The organism is Leifsonia shinshuensis (assembly GCF_031456835.1).
GTDB lineage: Bacteria > Actinomycetota > Actinomycetes > Actinomycetales > Microbacteriaceae > Leifsonia > Leifsonia shinshuensis_C.
The window spans coordinates 1030517-1052115 of sequence record NZ_JAVDVK010000001.1; the positions used below are offsets into that span (position 1 = coordinate 1030517).

Annotated in this window: 19 protein-coding genes; 1 reads left to right on the plus strand and 18 read right to left on the minus strand. The window is 71.5% G+C overall.

What is annotated here, in order from left to right; all coding sequences use genetic code 11:
- Nucleotides 1-170 precede the first annotated feature (170 nt).
- On the plus strand, nucleotides 171-1058 hold the full coding sequence (locus J2W45_RS05065; RefSeq protein ID WP_310129537.1) for an EamA family transporter: 888 nt from the start codon (nucleotides 171-173) through the stop codon (nucleotides 1056-1058).
- A gap of 102 nt (nucleotides 1059-1160) precedes the next feature.
- Here the strand turns inward: J2W45_RS05065 and J2W45_RS05070 are convergent, their stop codons facing one another.
- From J2W45_RS05070 to rpe, 18 genes are all read right to left on the minus strand, one after another.
- Nucleotides 1161-2069, minus strand: a complete 909-nt coding sequence (locus tag J2W45_RS05070; RefSeq protein ID WP_310129539.1) for an ABC transporter permease — start codon at nucleotides 2067-2069, stop codon at nucleotides 1161-1163.
- The gene (locus J2W45_RS05075; protein WP_310129542.1) at nucleotides 2056-2991 is read right to left on the minus strand and encodes an ABC transporter ATP-binding protein; all 936 of its coding nucleotides are present in this window, start codon (nucleotides 2989-2991) and stop codon (nucleotides 2056-2058) included. Before J2W45_RS05075 ends, J2W45_RS05070 begins: the two co-directional genes overlap by 14 nt.
- A complete protein-coding gene (locus J2W45_RS05080) occupies nucleotides 2988-4052 on the minus strand; it encodes a LolA family protein (RefSeq protein ID WP_310129544.1) in 1065 nt (354 codons plus the stop codon). The genes J2W45_RS05075 and J2W45_RS05080 overlap by 4 nt, the downstream gene beginning before the upstream one ends.
- Before the next feature lie 144 nt (nucleotides 4053-4196).
- Nucleotides 4197-5612 (minus strand): pyruvate kinase, encoded by a 1416-nt coding sequence (pyk, locus tag J2W45_RS05085; protein WP_310129545.1) that lies wholly within the window; start codon nucleotides 5610-5612, stop codon nucleotides 4197-4199.
- A gap of 80 nt (nucleotides 5613-5692) precedes the next feature.
- The gene (locus J2W45_RS05090; RefSeq protein WP_310129547.1) at nucleotides 5693-7150 is read right to left on the minus strand and encodes a glutamate synthase subunit beta; all 1458 of its coding nucleotides are present in this window, start codon (nucleotides 7148-7150) and stop codon (nucleotides 5693-5695) included.
- On the minus strand, nucleotides 7143-11720 hold the full coding sequence (gltB, locus tag J2W45_RS05095; RefSeq protein WP_310129548.1) for a glutamate synthase large subunit: 4578 nt from the start codon (nucleotides 11718-11720) through the stop codon (nucleotides 7143-7145). The genes J2W45_RS05090 and gltB overlap by 8 nt, the downstream gene beginning before the upstream one ends.
- A 166-nt stretch (nucleotides 11721-11886) precedes the next feature.
- Nucleotides 11887-12876 carry a prolipoprotein diacylglyceryl transferase gene (gene lgt, locus J2W45_RS05100; protein ID WP_310129549.1) on the minus strand — a complete coding sequence of 330 codons (990 nt, stop codon included), beginning with the start codon at nucleotides 12874-12876 and terminating at the stop codon, nucleotides 11887-11889.
- Nucleotides 12877-12960: 84 nt separating this feature from the next.
- Entirely contained in the window at nucleotides 12961-13761 is an 801-nt protein-coding gene (gene trpA, locus J2W45_RS05105; protein WP_310129550.1) for a tryptophan synthase subunit alpha, read from the minus strand.
- A complete protein-coding gene (gene trpB / locus J2W45_RS05110; protein WP_310129551.1) occupies nucleotides 13758-14969 on the minus strand; it encodes a tryptophan synthase subunit beta in 1212 nt (403 codons plus the stop codon). The genes trpA and trpB overlap by 4 nt, the downstream gene beginning before the upstream one ends.
- Nucleotides 14969-15739: an indole-3-glycerol phosphate synthase TrpC gene (gene trpC, locus J2W45_RS05115; RefSeq protein WP_310129552.1), complete on the minus strand. Its 771-nt coding sequence runs from the start codon at nucleotides 15737-15739 to the stop codon at nucleotides 14969-14971. The genes trpB and trpC overlap by 1 nt, the downstream gene beginning before the upstream one ends.
- Before the next feature lie 3 nt (nucleotides 15740-15742).
- Entirely contained in the window at nucleotides 15743-15973 is a 231-nt protein-coding gene (locus J2W45_RS05120; protein WP_310129554.1) for a DUF6704 family protein, read from the minus strand.
- Between the two features lie 82 nt (nucleotides 15974-16055).
- Nucleotides 16056-16796: a Trp biosynthesis-associated membrane protein gene (locus J2W45_RS05125; protein ID WP_310129556.1), complete on the minus strand. Its 741-nt coding sequence runs from the start codon at nucleotides 16794-16796 to the stop codon at nucleotides 16056-16058.
- Nucleotides 16793-18367, minus strand: coding sequence for an anthranilate synthase component I (locus tag J2W45_RS05130; protein ID WP_310129557.1), 1575 nt, complete (start codon nucleotides 18365-18367; stop codon nucleotides 16793-16795). The genes J2W45_RS05125 and J2W45_RS05130 overlap by 4 nt, the downstream gene beginning before the upstream one ends.
- Nucleotides 18364-18798: a phosphoribosyl-AMP cyclohydrolase gene (gene hisI, locus J2W45_RS05135; protein ID WP_310129559.1), complete on the minus strand. Its 435-nt coding sequence runs from the start codon at nucleotides 18796-18798 to the stop codon at nucleotides 18364-18366. Before hisI ends, J2W45_RS05130 begins: the two co-directional genes overlap by 4 nt.
- Nucleotides 18795-19559 (minus strand): imidazole glycerol phosphate synthase subunit HisF, encoded by a 765-nt coding sequence (gene hisF / locus J2W45_RS05140; protein WP_310129561.1) that lies wholly within the window; start codon nucleotides 19557-19559, stop codon nucleotides 18795-18797. The genes hisI and hisF overlap by 4 nt, the downstream gene beginning before the upstream one ends.
- On the minus strand, nucleotides 19559-20398 hold the full coding sequence (gene hisG, locus J2W45_RS05145) for an ATP phosphoribosyltransferase (protein ID WP_310129562.1): 840 nt from the start codon (nucleotides 20396-20398) through the stop codon (nucleotides 19559-19561). The genes hisF and hisG overlap by 1 nt, the downstream gene beginning before the upstream one ends.
- A gap of 48 nt (nucleotides 20399-20446) precedes the next feature.
- Nucleotides 20447-20710 (minus strand): phosphoribosyl-ATP diphosphatase, encoded by a 264-nt coding sequence (locus J2W45_RS05150; protein ID WP_310129564.1) that lies wholly within the window; start codon nucleotides 20708-20710, stop codon nucleotides 20447-20449.
- 219 nt (nucleotides 20711-20929) lie between these two features.
- Nucleotides 20930-21592, minus strand: a complete 663-nt coding sequence (gene rpe / locus J2W45_RS05155; RefSeq protein ID WP_310129566.1) for a ribulose-phosphate 3-epimerase — start codon at nucleotides 21590-21592, stop codon at nucleotides 20930-20932.
- Between the last annotated feature and the right edge of the window lie 7 nt (nucleotides 21593-21599).

A 21599-nucleotide genomic window follows, 5' to 3' on the forward strand; every position in this document is an offset into this window, starting at 1 on the left:
CGCGCCTCGCGCCGATCCGTCTGTGCTCCCCGATCCGTCCCCCCGTCGAGTACACGAAAAGTGCACGCTCCCGCGGCGTGTCGCGTGCACTTTTCGTGTACTCGACGGAGGGGGCGTGAGGATGCGCGCGGGCGGCGGGGACGGGGTGGATGCGCGGATAGACTCGGACGGTGAGCTCCACCCGTCGCGACCGCATCGTCGGTGCGAGCACCCAGGTGGCGACGGAGGTCAGCATCAACTTCGGCTCGGCGCTCGCCGGGCTGCTCATCCCCGTCGTCGGCTCGGTCGTCGTCGTGGCAGCCCGCCAGATCGTGACCGCCGTCGCGGTGCTCCCGTTCTACCGCCCGCGCCGCGCCGATCTGACCTGGCGCCGGCTGTGGCCGGCGCTCGCGCTCGGCGTCGTGCTCGCTGCGATGAACCTGAGCTTCTACGAGGCCGTGGGACGGCTCGGGCTCGGGATCGCGGCGACGATCGAGTTCCTCGGGCCGTTCGCGCTCGCCCTCGTCGGGTCGCGTCGGCTCCTCGACGCCGGATGCGCGGTCGCGGCGGCCGCGGGTGTCCTGTTGCTGACCGCGACCGAGGGTGCGATCGACCCCATCGGCGTCGTGCTGGCGCTGACGGCCGCGGCCGCCTGGGCGGCGTACATCCTGCTCACCCGCCAGGTGGCCACGCGGCTGCCCGGACTCGAGGGCCTCAGCGTCGCGAGCATCGTGTCGACGGTGCTCACCGTGCCGCTGGCCCTGTTCGTGGTCGACTACAGCGCCCTCGACCTGCGCGTCCTCCTGCTGCTGCTCGCCCTCGGCGTGCTGTCGTCGGCGGTGCCGTACAGCCTGGACACGTTCATCCTGCGCCGGCTCACTCCGCGCCTCTACGCCGTGATCACGAGCTTCGGCCCCGTGGTCGCGACGATCTTCGGGGTGATCGTGCTCGGCGAGCGGTTCTCCCTCGTGCAGCTGTTCGGCATCCTGATCGTCTGCGCCGCCGCGGGAACCGCCATCGCGACCCAGCGCGAGCAGCCCCGCTCCCCCCTCGAGCAGACCGCCGAATCGGTCCCCTGACCCCGCACCTCCCACCCACCGTCGAGTACACGAAAAGTGCACGCAAAAGGCGGTCGGAGCGGGCACTTTTCGTGTACTCGACGGAGGGGGGGACGCCGAGGGTCAGCTGAGGATGTCTTTGGTGGTGAAGCGGCCGACGGCGAGGGCGCCGAAGACGGCGATGTAGCCGAGCTGGAGGACGGCGTTCGACGTGAACGAGTCCCAGGCGAGTGGCTGGCGCAGGAAGTCGCCGAAGCCGAGCCAGTAGTGGCTGAACAGCCACGGGTGCAGCGCGTCGAGCTGCGGCAGCTGGTCGAGCACCTGCGACATCACCGCGAGGACGGCGGTGGCGGCCATGGCCCCGACCGGGACGTCGGTCAGCGTGGACAGGAACAGCCCGATCGCGCACAGCCCCAGCAGCGACACCACGATGTACAGCGCGATCAGCGCCAGTCGGAGGTACGCATCCCCCAGACTGACCTGCACCCCCGACAGCAGGGTCACCGGGCCGATCGGGAACAGCAGCGTCCCGATCAGCGCCCCCGCCACCCCGACCACCAGGGCCGCGGCGATGCAGAACACTGCACTGCCCGCGTACTTGACCGCGAGCAGCCGGAGCCGTCCGGCCGGCGCGATCACGAGATAGCGCAGGGTGCCGTGGCTCGCCTCCCCCGCGATCGTGTCGCCCGCGACCACGCCGATCGTCAGCGGCAGGAACAGCGGGACGCAGACGACCAGCGCTGTGAAGGCGACGAAGAGCCCGTTGCTGCTGATCTCGTTCAGGAACGCGGGCCCGCGCGAGCTGCCGCCCGTGAGCCGCACGGCGACGGCGATCAGGATGGGCACGGCCGCCAGGGCCGCGAGCATCGCGTAGGTGCGCCAGCGGCGGAACATCACCGACAGCTCCGAGCCGAGCAGCGCCCAGCCCGCGGACGGGCGCTCCCGGCGGGACGCATCCACCCGCGCCTCGACAGCCGCGGACGGCGCCGCCACGGCCGCGCCGGACCCTCCGACCGCGTCACTGCTCGACATCGAATCCCTCCCCCGTGAGCTCGACGAACCGCTCCTCCAGGCTGGACGACCGCACGGCGAACCCGCGGAGCCGCACGCCGTCACGGACGAGCGCCGCCGACAGGTCCTCAGCCGCCGGCCCGGGATGGGACAGCGACGCCTCCACGCCCGAGCCGGTCGCCACCGCGTCCAGTCCGAGACGGTTCAGCACACCGATCGCCAGGGAGGTGTCCGGCGTCTCGACGGCCACCCGCGGGCCCGAGCCGCGCCGCAGCTCGTCGAGCGAGCCCTGCGCGACCAGCCGCCCGGCGCGCATGATGGCGGCATGCGTGCACACCTGCTCGATCTCGGCGAGCAGGTGGCTGGAGACGAACACCGTCGTCCCCTCGTCGGCCAGCGAGCGGACCAGGGATCGCACTTCGCGCGTCCCCTGCGGGTCGAGGCCGTTGGTCGGCTCGTCGAGCACCAGGAGGTCGCGGTCGGTCAGCAGCGCGCCGGCGATGCCGAGCCGCTGCTTCATGCCGAGCGAGTACGCCCGGACGTGCTTGCCGGCCGCGTGCGCGAGCCCGACGCGGTCGAGCGCGGCCGTCACCCGGGCGGTGCGCGTCGCGCGCGGGGCGTAGCGGTCGGCGGTGTCGCGGCGGACCAGGTTGGCGGTGCCGGAGAGGTACGGCGCGAATGCCGGGCCCTCGACCAGTGCGCCCACCCGGGGCAGGATGCGGGAGCCGCGGTCGGGCATCCGCTCACCGAGCACCTGGATGTCGCCTGCCGACGGCGCGATCAGGCCCAGCAGCATCCGGATGGTCGTGGTCTTGCCCGAGCCGTTCGGGCCGAGGAAGCCGAACACGGACCCACGCGGCACGTTCAGGTCGAGGCCGTCGACGACCGCCCGCGACCGGAAGCGCTTGGTGAGGCCGCTGGTCGCGATCGCCGCGTCGGTCACCGCGCGGGTGCGGCGGCCGCCGCCTGCAGGGCGGACACGGGGACCGCGCCGGCGAGCACGCGCCCGTCCGGGGTCACCAGCACCGAGACCAGCGACGAGCTGAGGGCACGCCCTCCGTCGACCGGCTGGGTCAGCTGGGCGACCGGCGGGTCGTCCGTCAGCGAGGCGGGCGCGGAGCCGGCCGGGAGGGCGACGATCGTCGACCATCCACTGCCCGTCACCGTCGGCTTCGGGTGCCCGGCCGAGGGATGTGCGGCTCCGTCGCGCGTCGGGAGCTTGTGCTCCGAGACGGTCGCGCCCTTCGGTGGCGTGAAGGAGAACAGGGAGGCGTCGGGCTTGTCGGTGCTGAACGCCGTGAACCCGGCCTCGAACGCCGGAGTGGTCGCCCCGCGGGCGAGCACCGATACCTTGAGCGGGATGCCGGTCTTGCCGTCGACGGCGATCGACACCGAGCCGACGAGGGTCGCGTCCGTCTTCGGCGTCAGCACCAGGTCGTAGGCGTCGCGGTCGGCGACCCGCACCGGGTCACCGAGCGTCACCGAGGTCGAGGGGTCGACCGCATCCAGGAAGCGCTGCGCCATGGCCGAGGGCGTCAGCGTTGTGGCGTCCGGGGTGGCGGGCTCTGCGGTGCGGGAGGGCAGCGTCGCGTGCGCGACCTGCTTCTTGGCCGACTGGTACAGCCACACGTCGGAGCCGTTGCGGATCGCGTCCCGCTCGGCCAGCTTGTCGAGCACCTGGACGTGCACACGCGTCGGCCCGTCGACCCACACCTTCGCGGTGTGGTCCGCCAGGGCAAGTTCGAGGAGGTTCGCGGCGCTCGCGTCGTCGGACGTGGAGGACGACGAGGTGGACGGCCGGCTCGGCAGCCCCAGCTCGGAGCTCTGCTCGACGGTGCCGGAGAAGGAGCGGGTGTCGCTCGCGGCGACGAGGCGGAGCACGTCCGCCGGCGACTTCACGGGGAGGTCGCTCGCCCCCGCCGCGAGGGGCGCGACGATCACGGCCGCGGCGATCGCCACGGGGACGACGACGGCGGGCGCCCAGCGCATCCAACGGTGTTCCATAGCCCGAGGATACGCGCGAAGCACCCCCGCCGACCCTCCGGGTTCCATGGGAGAACGGGAGTTCATCCCCTGGTCGGACGCCGCGTCATACCTGGGGACGACATGCAAGAGGCCCCGCACGGAGCGGGGCCTCTTGGACCGGTGCTAGAGGACGTCGCCGACCTTGTGCACGCGGATGTCGTTGGTGGTTCCGGGGATCCCGGGAGGGGAGCCGGAGATGATGATCACCTTGTCGCCGTCGACGGCACGGCCGGTCGACTTGAGCGCCTCGTCCACCTGCGCGACCATCTGGTCGGTGTGGGTGACGCGGCCGACGACGAAGGACTCGACGCCCCAGAACAGCGACATGCGGCGGCGGACCGACTCCTCGGGCGTGAAAGCCAGGATCGGGATCTTGTTGCGCAGGCGGGCCATGCGGCGGGCCGACTCCCCCGACTCGGTGAACACGCAGAGGAACTTGGCCTCGACGAAGTCCGCGACCTCGACAGCGGCCAGCGTGATCGCGCCCGACTGGGTGCGCGGCCGGGTGCCGAGCGGCTGGATGCGCTCCAGACCGTGCTCCTCGGTGGACGTGACGATGCGCGCCATGGTCTGAACGGTGACCGTCGGGTACTCGCCGACGCTGGTCTCGCCGGAGAGCATGACCGCGTCCGCACCGTCGAGCACCGCGTTCGCGACGTCCGAGGTCTCGGCACGGGTCGGCACGGGGCTCGAGATCATGGACTCGAGCATCTGCGTCGCGACGATGACGGGCTTGGCGGCGCGGCGGGCCAGCTCGACCGCGCGCTTCTGCACGATCGGGACCGCCTCGAGCGGGAGCTCCACACCGAGGTCGCCACGGGCGACCATGATGGCGTCGAACGCCTCGATGATCTCCTCCAGCGCATCCACCGCCTGCGGCTTCTCGACCTTGGCGACGACGGGGATCTTGCGCCCCTCCTCCGCCATGATCTCGTGCACGCGCTCGATGTCCTTGGCGTTCCGCACGAACGACAGGGCGATCAGGTCGGCGCCGAGCTTGAGGCCCCAGCGCAGGTCGGCCTCGTCCTTCTCGGACAGCGCCGGGACGTTCACGGCGACGCCCGGGAGGTTGATGCCCTTGTTGTTCGAGACGGGACCGGCCACGATCACCTCGGTGGTGACCACCGGGCCGTCGACCTCCACCACGCGGACGCGGACCTTGCCGTCGTCGATCAGCAGGTAGTCGCCCGGCTTCACGTCGTCGGGCAGGCCCTTGAAGGTGGTCGAGGAGATCTCCTTCGTGCCGATGATGTCCTCGGTGGTGATCTTGAAGATGTCGCCCTCGGCGAGCTCGTAAGGGCCGGCCTCGAACTTGCCGAGTCGGATCTTCGGGCCCTGGAGGTCGACGAGGACAGCGACCGGCTTGCCCGCGTCATCGGCGGCCTTGCGCACGTTCGCGTAGACCGCCTCGTGCACTTCGTAGCTGCCGTGGCTCAGGTTCATGCGGGCCACGTCCACACCCGCGTCGATGATCGCGCGGATGTTGTCGTAGCTGGAGGTCGCCGGCCCGAGGGTCGCGACGATTTTGGCCCTTCTCATGCTTTTCTGTTCGCTCCGTGATTCTGCGCCGACGGCGCGTGATTTCGTGGTGGCGCCCGGTCGTGCGGGCATCGCCTCGCTCAGACGAGGATGCCGCGGTCGGTGGGACGGATCGGAGACGGCAACTGCGTCTCCCCTTCAAGATACCGGTCCACGGCGGCCGCCGCTGCCCGGCCCTCTGCGATTGCCCACACGATGAGGGACTGACCGCGCCCGGCGTCACCGGCCACGAAGACGCCCTCCTGCTCCGTCTGGTACTGGCCGTCGCGCGCGACGTTGCCGCGCTGGTCGAACGGCAGGCCCAGCTGCGAGGAGAGGTCCTGCTGCTCCGGGCCGGTGAACCCGAGGGCCAGCAGCACCAGGTCGGCGGGGATCTCGCGCTCGGTGCCGGCCTTCGGCACGCGGCGTCCGTCGAGGTACTCGGTCTCGGCCACGCGCAGCGCGCGGACCTCGCCGAACTCGTTCGCCACGAACTCGACGGTCGACGCGAGGTACTCGCGCTTGCCGCCCTCCTCGTGCGCCGACTGGACCTCGAACAGCGTCGGCGTGGTGGGCCACGGCTGGTGCTCGGGGCGCTCCGCCGGCGGCTGCTTGCCGATGGCCAGGTTGGTGACGCTCGCGGCGCCCTGGCGGTGCGCGGTGCCGATGCAGTCGGCGCCGGTGTCGCCGCCGCCGAGGACGACGACGTGCTTGCCGTCGGCGGTGATCTGGTCGGCGATCTGGTCGCCGGCGCCCACCTTGTTCTGCTGCACCAGGTACTCCATGGCGAAGTGGACGCCCGAGAGCTCGCGCCCCGGGATCGGCAGGTCGCGCGGCACCATGGCGCCGGTCGCGACGACGACCGCGTCGTACCGGGCGCGCAGGTCGTCCCAGCTGATGTCGGTGCCGATGTCGACGCCCGCACGGAAGCGGGTGCCCTCGGCCATCATCTGGTTGAGCCGCGCCTCCAGGTGCTTCTTCTCCATCTTGAAGTCCGGGATGCCGTAGCGCAGCAGGCCGCCGATGCGGTCGTCGCGCTCGTACACGGCCACCGTGTGGCCGGCACGGGTCAGCTGCTGGGCGGCGGCGAGGCCGGCGGGGCCCGAGCCGACGACGGCGACGGTCTTGCCGGTCAGGCGCTCCGGCGGGTGCGGCTGCACCCAGCCGTTCTGCCACGCCTGGTCGATGATCGAGACCTCGACCTGCTTGATCGTGACGGCCGGCTGATTGATGCCGAGCACGCACGACGACTCGCACGGCGCCGGGCACAGGCGGCCCGTGAACTCCGGGAAGTTGTTGGTCGCGTGCAGGCGGTCGATGGCCTGACGGCCCTCCCCGCGCCACATGAGGTCGTTCCACTCGGGGATGAGGTTGCCCAGCGGGCAGCCCGAGTGGCAGAACGGGACGCCGCAGTCCATGCAGCGGCCCGCCTGCCGGCGCAGCTGCGCCGGGTCCTGGGCCTCGTAGACCTCTTTCCAGTCCATCAGCCGGACCGAGACCGGGCGGCGCTTCGGCAGCTCGCGCTCGGTCACCTTCAGAAAGCCCTTCGGGTCAGCCACCGGTCACCTCCAGAATCCTGTTCCACACGATGTCGCCGTCGGGGTCGAGTCCCTCGTCGACGGCTTCTTGACGCATCTGCAGCACGGCCGCGTAGTCGCGCGGCAGCACCTTGACGAACTTCGCGACGGTCGCGTCGAAGTCCTCGAGCATCCCCGTCGCCAGCGCCGAGCCGGTCTCCGCGACGTGCTGCTCGAGCAGGTCGCGCACGATCTCGATGTCGGCGCTGCCGAGCGGCAGGAGCTCCAGCTCGCCGCTCGCGAGCGCGTCGCGGTTCACGCGCTCGGGCTTCAGGTCGTAGACGTACGCCGTGCCGCCGGACATCCCGGCGCCCAGGTTGCGACCCGTCCCGCCGAGGATCACGGCGAGGCCGCCGGTCATGTACTCGAGCGCGTGGTCGCCCACGCCCTCGACGACCGCGGTCGCGCCCGAGTTGCGGACCAGGAACCGCTCCCCCACGATGCCGCGGATGAACATGCTGCCCTGCGTCGCGCCGTAGCCGATCACGTTGCCCGCGATGACGTTGCGCTCGGCCGGGAACACGCTGTCCCGCGGCGGGCGGACGACGATGCGGCCGCCGGACAGGCCCTTGCCGACGTAGTCGTTGGAGTCGCCCTCCAGCCGCAGCGTGATGCCCGCCGGGAGGAACGCACCGAGCGACTGGCCGGCCGAGCCGGTCAGCGTGATGTCGATCGATCCCGTCGGCAGCCCGTTCTCGCCGTGGCGCAGGGTCACCTCATGGCCGAGCATCGTGCCGACGGCGCGCTCGGTGTTGCGGATCGGGAGGGACAGCTCCAGGTGGCCGCCGTGCTCCAGCACGTCGTGTGCCGCCTCGATCAGCTGCACGTCGAAGTGCCGCTCCAGCTCGTGGTCCTGCGTGCGGCCGTTGCGCCGCGGCGCCTCCGGACCGAACGCCGGGCCGTGCAGGATGGGCGACAGGTCGAGGCCGGACGCCTTCCAGTGGTCGATCGCGCGGTCCACGTCGAGAAGCTCGGCGTGGCCGATCGCCTCGTCGAGCGAGCGGAAGCCGAGGGCGGCGAGGTACTCGCGCACCTCCTCCGCGATGAACTCGAAGAAGTTGACCACGAACTCCGGCTTGCCCGAGAACCGGGCACGGAGCTCCGGGTTCTGCGTGGCGACGCCGACCGGGCAGGTGTCGAGGTGGCAGACGCGCATCATGATGCAGCCCGAGACGACGAGCGGCGCGGTCGCGAAGCCGAACTCCTCCGCGCCGAGCAGCGCACCGACGATGACGTCGCGGCCGGTCTTCAGCTGGCCGTCGACCTGCACGACGACGCGCTCGCGCATCCCGTTCAGCATCAGCGTCTGCTGGGTCTCGGCGAGGCCCAGCTCCCACGGCGTGCCCGCGTGCTTCAGCGAGTTCACCGGAGAGGCTCCCGTGCCGCCGTCGTGCCCGGAGACCAGGATGACGTCGGCCAGCGCCTTGGCGGTGCCCGCCGCGACCGCGCCGATGCCCGACTCGGAGACGAGCTTGACGTGGATGCGGGCGCCCGGGTTGGCGCGCTTCAGGTCGAAGATGAGCTGCTTGAGGTCTTCGATCGAGTAGATGTCGTGGTGCGGGGGCGGCGAGATCAGACCGACGCCCGCGGTCGCGTGACGGGTGCGGGCGACCCACGGGTACACCTTGGTGGGCGGCAGCTGGCCGCCCTCCCCCGGCTTCGCACCCTGGGCGAGCTTGATCTGGATGTCGTCGGCGTGCGTCAGGTACATCGACGTCACGCCGAACCGGCCGGACGCGACCTGCTTGATCGCGCTGCGGCGCTCCGGGTCGAGCAGGCGGTCGAGGTCCTCGCCGCCCTCACCGGTGTTCGACTTGGCGCCGAGCCGGTTCATGGCGATCGCGAGCGTCTCGTGCGCCTCCTGCGAGATCGAGCCGTAGCTCATGGCGCCCGTGGAGAACCGCTTGACGATGGACTCCACCGACTCGACCTCGTCGATCGGGACCGGGGGCCGCTCGCCCGTCTTGAGCGAGAACATCCCGCGCAGGGTCATCAGCGACTCGGCCTGGTCGTCGACCAGCCGGGTGTACTCGCGGAAGACGTCGTAGCGCCGGGTACGCGTCGCGTGCTGCAGGCGGAACACCGTCTCCGGGTTGAACAGGTGCGGCGAGCCGTCGCGGCGCCACTGGTACTCGCCGCCGGTCGCCAGGCGCTCGTGCGCCAGCGCGGCGCCCTCCGCCGGGTAGGCGCTCTCGTGGCGTGCCAGGTTCTCGGCCGCGATCACGTCGATCCCGACGCCGCCGAGCTTGCTGGTGGTGCCGGTGAAGTACTGGTCGACGAACTCCTGGCTGAGGCCGACGGCCTCGAACGCCTGGGCGCCGGCGTACGACGAGACGGTCGAGATGCCCATCTTGGACATGATCTTGAGCACGCCCTTGCCGAGCGCCTTGATCACGTTCTTGACGGCCTTCTCGGGCGTGACGCCGGTGATCATGCCGCTGCGGACGAGCTCCTCGCAGGTCTCCATCGCGAGGTACGGGTTGATCGCCGAGGCGCCGTAGCCGATCAGCAGCGCGACGTGGTGCACCTCGCGCACGTCACCCGCCTCCACGATGAGACCGGCCTTCATGCGGGTCTCGGAGCGGATCAGGTGGTGGTGCACCGCGGCGAGCATGAGCAGCGACGGGATGGGCGCCAGGTCTTTCGTGGAGTCGCGGTCGCTCAGCACGATGAACTGCGCGCCGGCCGCGATCGCCTCGTCGACCTCGTCGCACATCTCGGCCAGCCGGCGCTCGAGCGCGTCCGGTCCGGCGTCCGACCGGTACAGGCCGCGGACGGTCGTGGTCAGGCGGCTGCCCGGGCGCGGGTCGATGTGCTGGATCTTCGCCAGCTCGTCGTTGTCGATCACCGGGAAGTCGAGCACGACCTGCTTGGCGTGCTCGGGACCGGCGGTCAGCAGGTTCCGCTCGGGGCCGAGGCCCAGCTTGAGCGAGGTGACGACCTCTTCGCGGATCGAGTCGAGCGGGGGGTTCGTCACCTGGGCGAACTGCTGCGTGAAGTAGTCGAAGAGCAGGCGCGGGCGCTCGGAGAGCACCGCGACCGGCGTGTCCGAGCCCATCGCGCCGAGCGGCTCCGCGCCGGTGGTCGCCATCGGCTTCAGGAGGATGCGGACCTCCTCCTCGGTGTAGCCGAACGTCCGCTGGCGGCGCACGATCGACGCCGGGGTGTGGACGATGTGCTCGCGCTCCGGGAGGTCCTTGAGGTTGATCCTGCCCTCGTCGAGCCACTCCCCGTAGGGCGCGCCGGCGGCGAGCTCGGACTTGATCTCCTCGTCCTCGATCAGCCGGCCGGCGACCGTGTCGACGAGGAACATGCGACCGGGGCGGAGGCGGCCCTTGCGGACCACGCGGCTCGGGTCGATGTCGAGCACGCCGATCTCGGAGGCGAGCACGACGAGCCCGTCGTTCGTCACGACGTACCGGCCGGGACGCAGCCCGTTGCGGTCGAGGGTCGCGCCGACGAGGGAGCCGTCGGTGAAGACGATCGCGGCGGGGCCGTCCCACGGCTCCATGAGCATCGAGTGGTACTCGTAGAACGCGCGGCGGACCGGGTCGATCTCGGTCTGGTTCTCCCACGCCTCCGGCACCATCATCATGACGGCGTGCGGCAGCGGGCGGCCGCTCAGCGAGATGAGCTCCACGACCTCGTCGAACGAAGCCGAGTCGCTCGCGCCCGGCGTGACGATCGGGAAGATCGGGCGCAGGTCGCCGAGAAGCTCGCTCTCCAGCTGCGACTGGCGCGCGCGCATCCAGTTGCGGTTGCCCTGCACGGTGTTGATCTCGCCGTTGTGGGCGATCATCCGGAACGGCTGCGCCAGCGGCCACGACGGGAACGTGTTCGTGGAGTAGCGGGAGTGCACCAGCGCGAGCTTGGAGGCGAAGCGCTCGTCCGACAGGTCGGGATAGAACGGCTCCAGCTGGAGCGTCGTCACCATGCCCTTGTAGACGAGCGTGCGGCTCGACAGCGACGAGAAGTACAGGTCGAGCTCGCGCTCGGCGCGCTTGCGCAGAAAGAAGGTCTGCCGATCGATCGCGATGCCGGAGACCGGCTCGCCGTCGTCCCCCACCCGCGTGGAGGCGACGAACAGCTGCTCGATGGCGGGCATGGCCTGCCGCGCGAGCGTGCCGAGCTCCTCGGGACGGACCGGCACCTCGCGCCAGCCCAGCACCGTCAGCTCGTGCTCGCCGGCGATCGCCTCGATGGCCGCCTTGACCTCGGCGCGCTCGGCGTCGTCGTTCGGGAGGAACGCGTTGCCGACGGCGTAGCGACCGGCGGCCGGCAGCTCGAACCCGGCGACGGCGCGCAGGAACGCGTCCGGGACCTGGGTGATGATGCCCGCGCCGTCACCGGTGCCGGCGTCGGAGCCGACCGCGCCGCGGTGCTCCAGGTGACGCAGCGCCTCGAGCGCGGCGTCGATGATGTCGTGCCCGGCCGTGCCGCGGAGGGTCGCGACCATGGCGAGACCGCAGGCGTCCTTCTCGTGGGCAGGGTCGTACAGGCCCTGCGGGCCTGGCACGGTCCCGAAGCGGGAATGGGGAGGCGTGAGCGCCATCTGTCGACCGTCCTCACAGTGTCGTGGATGTGGGGATGTTGGGTGCGGGGACGCCATCGGCCCGGGCTGTGGATTCCGCCGCTCGCCGGGGGCCGTGTGTGGCCCCGTCCGGTGCGGTCAGGTGCGTGGGATCGCCTCGACGGTGGTTACTTCGAGCCGTCGGGTTTCATCCGTTCGTGGGGCTTGTGGCCTTGGCCGAAGCGGACCCGGCAGGCACACCGTCGTCGTCGGTGGTGTCCTTCTCGTCCAGGTCCGTGTCGTCAGAGTCTACCTCAGCATCCGGCCGCACCCATTCACGACCCGGCCGGTACGGGCTGGGCTCGATTCCGGGGTGACGGCCGGACTGCACGTAGAAGATCACGAGGCCCAGCACGACCGCGACGAAGGCGGCCCAGACGTTGGTCGGGATGCCGAGGAGCGAGAACTCGCTCGGGTCGATGCGGATCGACTCGAGGTAGGACCGGCCGACGCCGTACCAGACCAGGTACAGAGCGAACAGCTTGCCCCACTGCAGGTGCCACTTCCGCTCGATCAGGACGAGCAGCACGACGCCGATGACGTTCCAGATGATCTCGTACAGGAAGAGCGGCTGGAACAGCGTGCCGTCGGGCAGCCCGACCGGGATGGCCTTGTTGCCGGAGTCGATCTGCAGCCCCCACGGCAGGTCGGTCGGGAGGCCGAACAGCTCCTGGTTGAACCAGTTGCCGAGGCGTCCGATCGCCTGCGCGAGCAGCAGCGCCGGGGCGAGGGCGTCGGCGAAGGTCCAGAAGCGGATGCCCGTCCAGCGGCAGCCGATCCAGGCGCCGACGGCGCCGCCGAGCAGCGAGCCGAAGATGGCGTTGCCGCCCTCCCAGATCGCGAAGACCTTCCAGAGGTCGGCGCCCGGGTAGAAGTAGTCGCCGGGGTGCGTGACCACGTGGTAGAGGCGGGCTCCGACGATGCCGAGCACGACCACCGGGATCAGGATGTCGAGGATGACACCCGGCTCGGCGCCGCGCTTGGTGAGGCGGCGGGAGGTCCACATCGCCGCGATGACGATGCCGATCAGGATCATGATGGCGTACGTCTGGATGCGCCAGTGCAGCCCGAAGATGTCGATCGGGATCTGCTGCCACTCCGGCCCGGGGCTGGGGATGCTGGCGAACCAGCTGCTCATGGTCAGGGCCACCGGATGACTACCTTTCGATCATGGGGATGCGACGCGGAACGTCGCGCGTCGCCCGTTCAGTCTAGAACGCGGTCAGGAGCGGCTCGTGCCACCGGCCAGGGCCGCGGCCACGCGGCCGGCCTCGGCGACGCCGCCGTCGCCGAGCGCCTTGACCAGCGCCGATCCGACGATCGCGCCGTCGGCGTACTCGAGCACCTCGGCGACCTGCGCCGCGGACGAGATGCCGAGCCCGACGCACGCGCTGGTCGCGCCCGCGTCGCGGAGGCGGCCGACGAGCGTGCGCGCCGCCGCATCCACATCCGTCCGGGCGCCCGTGATGCCCATGGTCGAGACGGCGTAGACGAAGCCGCGGCTCGCGTCGACGGCCTGCTTGAGCCGCGTGTCGGTCGAGCTGGGCGCCGCGAGGAAGACGCGGTCGAGCCCGGCGCGGTCGGAGGCGGCGAGCCAGTCGGCGCCCTCGTCCGGGATGAGGTCGGGCGTGATCAGCCCGGCTCCCCCGGCCTCGACGAGGTCGTCGGCGAACCGGTCGACGCCGTACTGCAGCACCGGGTTCCAATAGGTCATCACGAGGACGGGGATGTCGACCCGGGCCGTGATCTCGCGCACGGCGGTAAAGCCGTCGCGCAGGCGGAAGCCGGCGCCGAGCGCCTGCTGGGTGGCGGCCTGGATGACCGCGCCGTCCATCACCGGGTCGGAGTAGGGCAGGCCGAGCTCGATGACGTCGACGCCGTTCTCCGCCAGGGCGACCGCCGCGTCCACGCTGGTGCGCAGGTCGGGGAAGCCCGCGGGCAGGTAGCCCACGAGGGCGCCGGCGGCCTCGGCGTTGCGCCGGGCGATGACGTCGGCGACACGGCTCCCGACGACCGCGCTCACGACTGCACCGCGCCGGCGTCGAGGAGGTCGAAGTAGCGGCCGGCGGTCTCCATGTCCTTGTCGCCGCGGCCGCTGAGGTTCACCAGGACGATCCCGTCCGGGCCGAGCTCGCGCCCGAGCGCCAGCGCGCCGGCCAGGGCGTGCGAGGACTCGATGGCGGGGATGATGCCCTCGGTGCGGCTGAGCAGGCGGAGCGCCTCCATCGCGTCGGCGTCGGAGACCGGGCGGTACTCGGCGCGGCCGATCTGGGCCAGCCAGGCATGCTCCGGACCGACGCCCGGGTAGTCGAGGCCCGCCGAGATCGAGTGCGATTCGATGGTCTGGCCGTCCTCGTCCTGCAGCAGCATCGAGCGGGCGCCGTGCAGCACGCCCGGGCGGCCCTTGGTGATCGTGGCCGCGTGGCGCGGGGTCTCCGCGCCCTCGCCGCCCGCCTCGAAGCCGAGCAGGCGCACATCCTCGTCGTCCAGGAAGGCGTGGAAGATGCCCATCGCGTTCGAGCCGCCTCCGACGCACGCGGCGACCGCGTCCGGGAGCCGGCCGGTCAGCGCGAGCACCTGCTCGCGCGCCTCCTCGCCGATGATCTTCTGCAGATCGCGCACCATCGCCGGGAACGGGTGGGGGCCTGCGACCGTGCCGAAGATGTAGTTGGTGTGCTCGACGTTGGTGACCCAGTCGCGCATCGCGTCGTTGATCGCGTCCTTCAGGGTGCGCGAGCCGGTCTTGACGGCCACCACCTCGGCGCCGAGCAGGCGCATCCTGGCGACGTTGAGGGCCTGGCGCTCGGTGTCGACCTCGCCCATGTAGATGGTGCACTCGAGGCCGAACAGCGCGGCCGCGGTCGCGGTGGCGACGCCATGCTGGCCGGCGCCGGTCTCCGCGATCACGCGGGTCTTGCCGATGCGCTTGGTGAGGATGGCCTGGCCCAGCACGTTGTTGATCTTGTGCGACCCGGTGTGGTTGAGGTCCTCGCGCTTCAGGATGATGCGCGCGCCGCCGGCGTGCTCGGCGAAGCGCGGCACCTCCGTGATGATCGACGGGCGGCCGGTGTAGCTGCGGTGCAGCTCGTCCAGCTCGGCATGGAACGCGGGGTCGGCCTTCGCCTCCTCCCACGCCGCCGACAGCTCGTCGAGCGCTGCGACCAGCGACTCGGGGACGAACCGCCCGCCGAAGTCGCCGAAGTACGGACCCTGCTCAGTGCGGAGGGACATCAGACTCCCAGGAACTCTCCGAGCGTCGCGACGGGGTCGCTCGTGACGAGCGCCTCGCCGACGAGCACCACATCGGCGCCCGCCGCCCGGTAGTGCGCGACGTCGCCGGCCGTCTTCACGGCAGACTCCGCCACGCGGATGACGCCGGACGGGATGCGGTCGGCCAGGAGGCCGAACAGGTCCCGATCCAGCTCGAACGTTGTGAGGTCGCGGGCGTTGACGCCCACGAGACCGGCGCCTGTGTCGAGCGCACGGCTGAGCTCGTCGGCCGTGTGCGCCTCCACCAGGCTGGTCATGCCGAGCTCGGTGATCAGCCCGTGCAGCTCGACGAGCCGCTGCTGGTCGAGCGCGGCGACGATGAGCAGCACCAGGTCGGCGCCCGCGGCGCGGGCTTCGAACACCTGGTACGGATCGGCGACGAACTCCTTGCGGAGCACCGGGATCGAGACCGCCTCACGGACGGCCTCGAGATCGGCGAGGGAGCCGCGGAAGCGGCGCTCCTCGGTCAGCACGCTGATCGCGCTGGCCCCGCCGGTCTCGTACGAGACGGCCAGTGCGGCCGGGTCGGCGATGTCGGCGAGCGACCCGCGGGACGGGCTCGCGCGCTTCACCTCGGCGATGATCTTGACGCGGTCCGCCGGAGCGAGCGCCGCGAGGGCGTCGAGGGCCGCGGGACGCGCGAGCGCCTCGGCCTCCACCTGGGCCAGCGGCCGCTCGGCGCGGCGCCGGTCAGCGTCTTCCAGCGCGCCGGCGACGAGGTCGGCGAGCACGGATCAGTGGCCCTTCGGGGTGTACTTGGAGCCGCCCACTCCGTAGCCGGCGCGCTTCATGATCCAGCCGACGATCAGACCGATGATGGCGAGACCGGCCGCCGCCCACACGATGATCGGCGCGTCGAAGAAGAACGCGACGGCGCCGATGGTGAAGGCGACGAGCATGATGATCACGGCCGTCCATGCCGCCGGCGAGTGACCGTGACCGGGCTCGACTGACTCGCTGCTCATGGGACTCCTGCATGTCGGGTGCGCGCCCGACGGCACGCACGAGGGGATGGAACGCGTCCAGTCTAGTGGTTCGCGGCGGGGCTCACTTGGTGGGGTCGTCGCCGCGGGTGAGCTCGTCCCAGCTGTCGATCGCGGTGTCGCGGTCGAGCGTCCTGGGCTCGTCGGGCGTGTCGGCGTCCGTCTCGTCGTCGCCGCGCGCGGGCGCCTCCGCGGGGTGCGCGGCGCGATCTGGGCCGGCCGCATCCGCCATCTCGTCGGCGTCCCCGGCACCGGTGGAGGCGATCTCCTCGACCGAGCGGCCGTCCTCGCCGGCGAACCGGGTCTGGTACTTGCGCGACGCGCCCGGCCAGAGCCGGGAGAAGACCACCGCGGCCGCCGAGGCGAGCACGATGAGCACCCCGCCGGCCACGGCGACCCACGGCCACAGCTGGGTGTCGACGGAGTGCACCAAGCGGCGGATGGACGCGTCGCCCGCCACCCCGGTCGCCGTCGTGATCGCCGACACGGACGCGCGCACCGCATCCGACACCGCGGTGATCGCCGAGATGAGCACCGAGACGCCGAGCAGGACCCCCAGCAGCGCCAGGACGATCCGGAACACCGGCCCCGCGATCGCCAGCGCGGCGGTCAGCGCGAGGCCGGCCAGTGCCAGGGCCGTGAGCGCCGGAGCGGCGGTCGACCCTGCCACGGCGACGGTGCTCGAGTGCTCGGCCGTGTCGGTGAGCCGGATGGTGAACCACGGCTGCGTCGCCGCGAGGAGGGCGAGACCGCTCCCCACGACGAGGAGCAGCATCGTCGAGTACTTGGCGCGGCGGCCGGTCACCGGTCGCCGTCCCGCGGCACCGGGCGCATCGCGTTGGCGACCGCCACCGCGCGCAGCGGCGCCGCCGCCTTGTTCTGCGACTCCTGGAACTCGCTCTCCGGCACCGAGTCGGCGACCAGTCCCCCGCCCGCCTGGACGCGCGCGACGCCGCCCATGATCGTGGCGGTGCGGATGGCGATGGCCAGGTCGGCGTCGCCGGCGAAGTCGAAGTAACCGATCACGCCGCCGTAGACGCCGCGCTGGGCGGGCTCCAGCTCGTCGATGATGCGCAGCGCCATGGGCTTCGGCGCACCCGACAGCGTCCCGGCGGGGAACGTCGCCCGGAAGGCGTCGACGGCTGTGGCGTCCGGCCGCAGGTCGCCCTCGACGGACGACACGATGTGCATGATGTGGCTGAACCGCTCGATGCGCATGAACTCGGTGACCTCGACCGTGCCGGCCTCGCACACCTTGAGCAGGTCGTTGCGGGCCAGGTCGACGAGCATGAGGTGCTCCGCACGCTCCTTGTCGTCGGCGAGGAGCGACGTCTCAAGGTCGAGGTCCTCCTCCGGGGTCGCGCCGCGCGGCCGGGAGCCGGCGATGGGATGCGTGAACGCGCGTCCCTCCTGCACCTTCACCAGCGCCTCGGGCGACGACCCGACGATCTCGTACCGCTCGCCGTCCGGCTTCTCCAGCGACAGCAGGTACATGTACGGGCTCGGGTTCAGCGCCCGCAGAACCCGGTACACGTCGAGGGCCGGAGCAGTGCACTCCAGCTCGAACCGCTGCGAGATGACGACCTGAAAGATGTCGCCGTCCACGATCCGCTGCTTGGCGGTCACGACCGACGCGAGGAAGTCCTCCCGCCGGGTGCGCGACACCGGGTCCGCGGGCGTGGCGAGGTCGACGTGCGCGAGCCAGGCCTCCGACGGCTGCGCGAGCTCGCGCTGCATGCGGTCCAGCCGCTCCTGCGCATCCCGCCACAGGGCGTCGGTCTGCTCCGCACCGTCGGCGAGGGCGTTGGCGATCAGCTTCACGGTGCCGGTGCGGTGGTCGATCACCACGAGGTCGGCGACGAACGCCAGCGCCTGACCCGGGACGTCCATGTCGGCCGGCGGGGCGTCGGGCAGGCGCTCGATCTGCCGGATCGCCTCCCAGCCGATGAAGCCGACGAGACCGCCGGTCAGCGGCGGCAGGCCCGGGATGCGCGGAGTCTGCCAGCGCGCGTGCAGCGCCGCGAGGGCGTCCAGCGGCCGCAGCGCACCATCGGTCCCGACGGCGTCACTCCCGAGCGCACGCTCGGCGGGCAGTCCGTAGTCGAGCCAGCGGACGTCGTCCCCCTGCTGCGTCAGCACGCCGAACGAGGCGGCGCCGACGAAGGAGAACCGGGACCAGATGCCGCCCTGCTCGGCCGATTCCAGCAGGAAGGTGCCCGGCCGGCCGGCGGCGAGCTTGCGGTAGATGCCCACAGGAGTCTCGCCGTCGGCGAAGAGCTCGCGGACGACCGGGACCACGCGGTGCTCGGCGACCAGGGCGTCGAACGCGGCCCGGGTGGTCGTCGCGGCATCGGTGTCGATCGCGGCGCCGGTCACAGGTCGGCCGCCTCGATCTCGGGACTCGCGCCCAGCGCAGGCTCCAGCACATCCGCGTCGAAGCACGTCCGCGTGCCGGTGTGGCAGGCGGCGCCGATCTGGTCGACGGTCACCAGGAGGGTGTCGCCGTCGCAGTCGAGCGCGACGCCCTTCACATACTGCACGTGACCGGAGGTGTCGCCCTTGCGCCAGTACTCCTTGCGGGAGCGCGACCAGAAGGTGACGCGGCCCTCGCTCATCGTGCGGCGGAACGCCTCCGCGTCCATCCAGCCCATCATGAGCACCTCGCGGGTGTCCCACTGCTGGATGATCGCGGGCACCAGACCGGCGTCGGTGAAGCGGATGCGCTCCAGCACGGCCTCCGGGTCGGTGATGTTCGTGGCGTTCGTCCCGCTGGCGTTCGCGCCGTTCGTGGCGTTCGTGGCATTCATCGGCGGACCTCCATCCCGGCCGCGGCCAGTTCGTCCTTCACCTGTTCGATGGTCAGCTCGCCCTGGTGGAACACGCTCGCGGCGAGCACCGCATCCGCCCCCGCTTCGATGGCGGGCACGAAGTCCTGCACGCGGCCGGCCCCGCCCGAGGCGATCACCGGGACGCTGCTGATCGCACGCATCTCGCGGATGAGCTCCAGGTCGAAGCCCTCCTTGGTGCCGTCGGCGTCGATCGAGTTGACGAGCAGCTCCCCCGCCCCCAGCTCGATCGCGCGAGCCGCCCACTCCAGGGCGTCGAGGTCGGTCTCGGTGCGGCCGCCGTGCGTCGTCACGACGAAACCGGACGGCGTCGCCGCCGAGCGCTTCACATCCAGCGACAGCACCAGCACCTGGGCGCCGAAGCGGTCGGCGATCTCGGCGATCAGCTCGGGACGGGCGATGGCCGCCGAGTTGACGCCCACCTTGTCGGCGCCGTGGCCGAGCAGCTTGGCCACGTCCTCCGGGCTGCGGACGCCGCCGCCGACCGTCAGGGGGATGAACACCTGCTCGGCCGTGGCGCGCACCACGTCGTAGGTGGTGGCGCGGTCGTCGACGGTGGCCGTCACATCCAGGAAGGTCAGCTCGTCGGCGCCCTGCTCGAAGTACCGGCGCGCCAGCTCGACAGGGTCGCCCTGGTCGCGCAGGTTCTGGAAGTTGACGCCCTTCACCACGCGGCCGGCGGCCACGTCGAGACAGGGGATCACCCGGACCGAGACGCTCATCAGATCCGCGCAGCGTGGATGGACGTGACCAGGATGGCGCGGGCGCCCAGCTCGTACAGGTCGTCCATGATGCGGTTGGTCTGCTCCCGCTTGATCATCACGCGGACGGCCACCCAGTCGGGCTCGCCCAGCGGCGACACGGTCGGCGACTCGACGCCCGGCGTGAGCGCGACGGCCCGGTCGAGCAGCGCCACCGGGAGGTTGTAGTCGACCAGCACGTACTGGCGGGCGACCATGACGCCCTGCAGGCGGCGGACCAGCGTGTCGACGCCCGACGCCGGCGCGGGCGACGAGATGAGCACCGCCTCCGACTCGAGGATCACCGGGCCGAAGATCTCCAGGCCCTGCTTGCGGAGCGTCGAGCCGGTCTCCACCACGTCGGCGACCGCATCCGCGACGCCCAGGCGGACCGCGGACTCCACCGCGCCGTCCAGCTTGATCAGGGTGGTGGAGACGCCGTGCTCGCCGAGGAACGCGCCGACGAGTCCCGGGTAGCTGGTGGCGACGCGCTTGCCCTCCAGGTCGGCGAGCTCGGAGAACACGCCGGCCGGACCGGCGAAACGGAACGTGGACGCGGCGAAGTCGAGCGCGCTGATCTCCGCCGCCGACGATCCGGAGTCGAGCAGCAGGTCGCGGCCGGTGATGCCGACGTCGAGCGCGCCGGAACCGACGTAGGTGGCGATGTCGCGCGGGCGCAGGTAGAAGAACTCGACGCCGTTGCGGGCGTCGGTGACGATGAGCTCCTTGGGGTCGCGGCGGCCGACGTAGCCGGCTTCGTGCAGCATCTGCGCCGCGGTCTCGGAGAGGGAGCCCTTGTTGGGGACGGCGATCTTCAGCATGGGGGGATCTTTCGTGACGTGAGAGGACGACGGGATGGGGTCAGGCCATCACAGATGTCGGTACACGTCGGCCGGGGTCAGCCCCTTGGCGAGCAGCAGGACCTGCAGGTGGTAGAGCAGCTGCGACGCCTCTTCCGCCAGGGCCTCGTCGGACTCGTACTCGGCGGCCATCCAGACCTCGGCGGCCTCCTCGACGATCTTCTTCCCGATGCCGTGCACGCCGCTGTCGAGCTCGCGGACGGTGCCCGAGCCCTCCGGACGCGTGCGGGCCTTCTCGGTGAGCTCGGCGAAGAGGTCGTCGAAGGTTTTCACCCTGCTACCCTACCGTCCCCGCCCGCGGCGCCGCGCGCCGGGCGGCCCGGGCGCGGGTCGGTGCGCCGACGCGACATTCGTGACGAATGTGCGCACGTCACGGAAGCGCCATTCGTCACGAATGTGGGATGCGGGGCGCGATTTCGGTGCATTCAGCACGAATGTGCGCCGGGGCGGAGGCGCGGGAGAGGCTGAACGGGCTGGAGGGGCCGGCGCGGGTCAGTGGGCGTGGGCGGAGGCGGCGTCGCGGAGCGCGGCGATGCGCTCCGCGGGCTCGCCGCGGAAGACGCTGGAGCCCGCGACGAACGTGTCGGCGCCCGCGGCGGCGGCCGTGACGATCGTCTCCTCGGTGATCCCGCCGTCCACCTGCAGCCAGACGTCGAGCCCGCGCGCCTCGACGGCGGCGCGCAGCGCCTGCAGCTTCGGCATCGTCTCGGGCATGAACGACTGGCCGCCGAACCCGGGCTCGACGGTCATCACGAGCACCTGGTCGAACTCCTCCAGGAGGTCGAGGTAGCGCTCGACGCCCGTGCCGGGCTTCACCGCGATGCCGGCGCGGGCGCCGATCGCCCGCAGCTTCCGGGCGAGGGCGACCGGGTCGTGCGCCGCCTCCGCGTGGAACGTCACCGAGTACGCCCCGAGCTCCGCGTAGCCGGGCGCCCAGCGGTCGGGGTCGTCGATCATGAGGTGCACGTCCAGCGGGATGGGGCTGACGTCCTGGATGCGGCCCACCATCTGGGGGCCGAAGGTCAGGTTGGGGACGAAGTGGTTGTCCATCACATCCACGTGCACCAGATCGGCGGTGCGGATGCGCTGCACCTCGCTCTGCATGTTGACGAAGTCTGCGGCCAGGATGCTCGGATTGATGCGGACGTGTCCCATGCTCCCA

What these genes read in the sequence shown, in the direction of transcription:
- trpB (WP_310129551.1), bottom strand. Translation starts at nt 14,969, where the DNA reads ATGTCCCTCCGCACTGAGCAGGGTCCGTACTTCGGCGACTTCGGCGGG.
- rpe (WP_310129566.1), bottom strand. Translation starts at nt 21,592, where the DNA reads ATGGGACACGTCCGCATCAATCCGAGCATCCTGGCCGCAGACTTCGTC.
- hisI (WP_310129559.1), bottom strand. Translation starts at nt 18,798, where the DNA reads ATGAATGCCACGAACGCCACGAACGGCGCGAACGCCAGCGGGACGAAC.
- J2W45_RS05120 (WP_310129554.1), bottom strand. Translation starts at nt 15,973, where the DNA reads ATGAGCAGCGAGTCAGTCGAGCCCGGTCACGGTCACTCGCCGGCGGCA.
- hisG (WP_310129562.1), bottom strand. Translation starts at nt 20,398, where the DNA reads ATGCTGAAGATCGCCGTCCCCAACAAGGGCTCCCTCTCCGAGACCGCG.
- J2W45_RS05080 (WP_310129544.1), bottom strand. Translation starts at nt 4,052, where the DNA reads ATGGAACACCGTTGGATGCGCTGGGCGCCCGCCGTCGTCGTCCCCGTG.
- lgt (WP_310129549.1), bottom strand. Translation starts at nt 12,876, where the DNA reads ATGAGCAGCTGGTTCGCCAGCATCCCCAGCCCCGGGCCGGAGTGGCAG.
- gltB (WP_310129548.1), bottom strand. Translation starts at nt 11,720, where the DNA reads ATGGCGCTCACGCCTCCCCATTCCCGCTTCGGGACCGTGCCAGGCCCG.
- hisF (WP_310129561.1), bottom strand. Translation starts at nt 19,559, where the DNA reads ATGAGCGTCTCGGTCCGGGTGATCCCCTGTCTCGACGTGGCCGCCGGC.
- pyk (WP_310129545.1), bottom strand. Translation starts at nt 5,612, where the DNA reads ATGAGAAGGGCCAAAATCGTCGCGACCCTCGGGCCGGCGACCTCCAGC.
- J2W45_RS05070 (WP_310129539.1), bottom strand. Translation starts at nt 2,069, where the DNA reads ATGTCGAGCAGTGACGCGGTCGGAGGGTCCGGCGCGGCCGTGGCGGCG.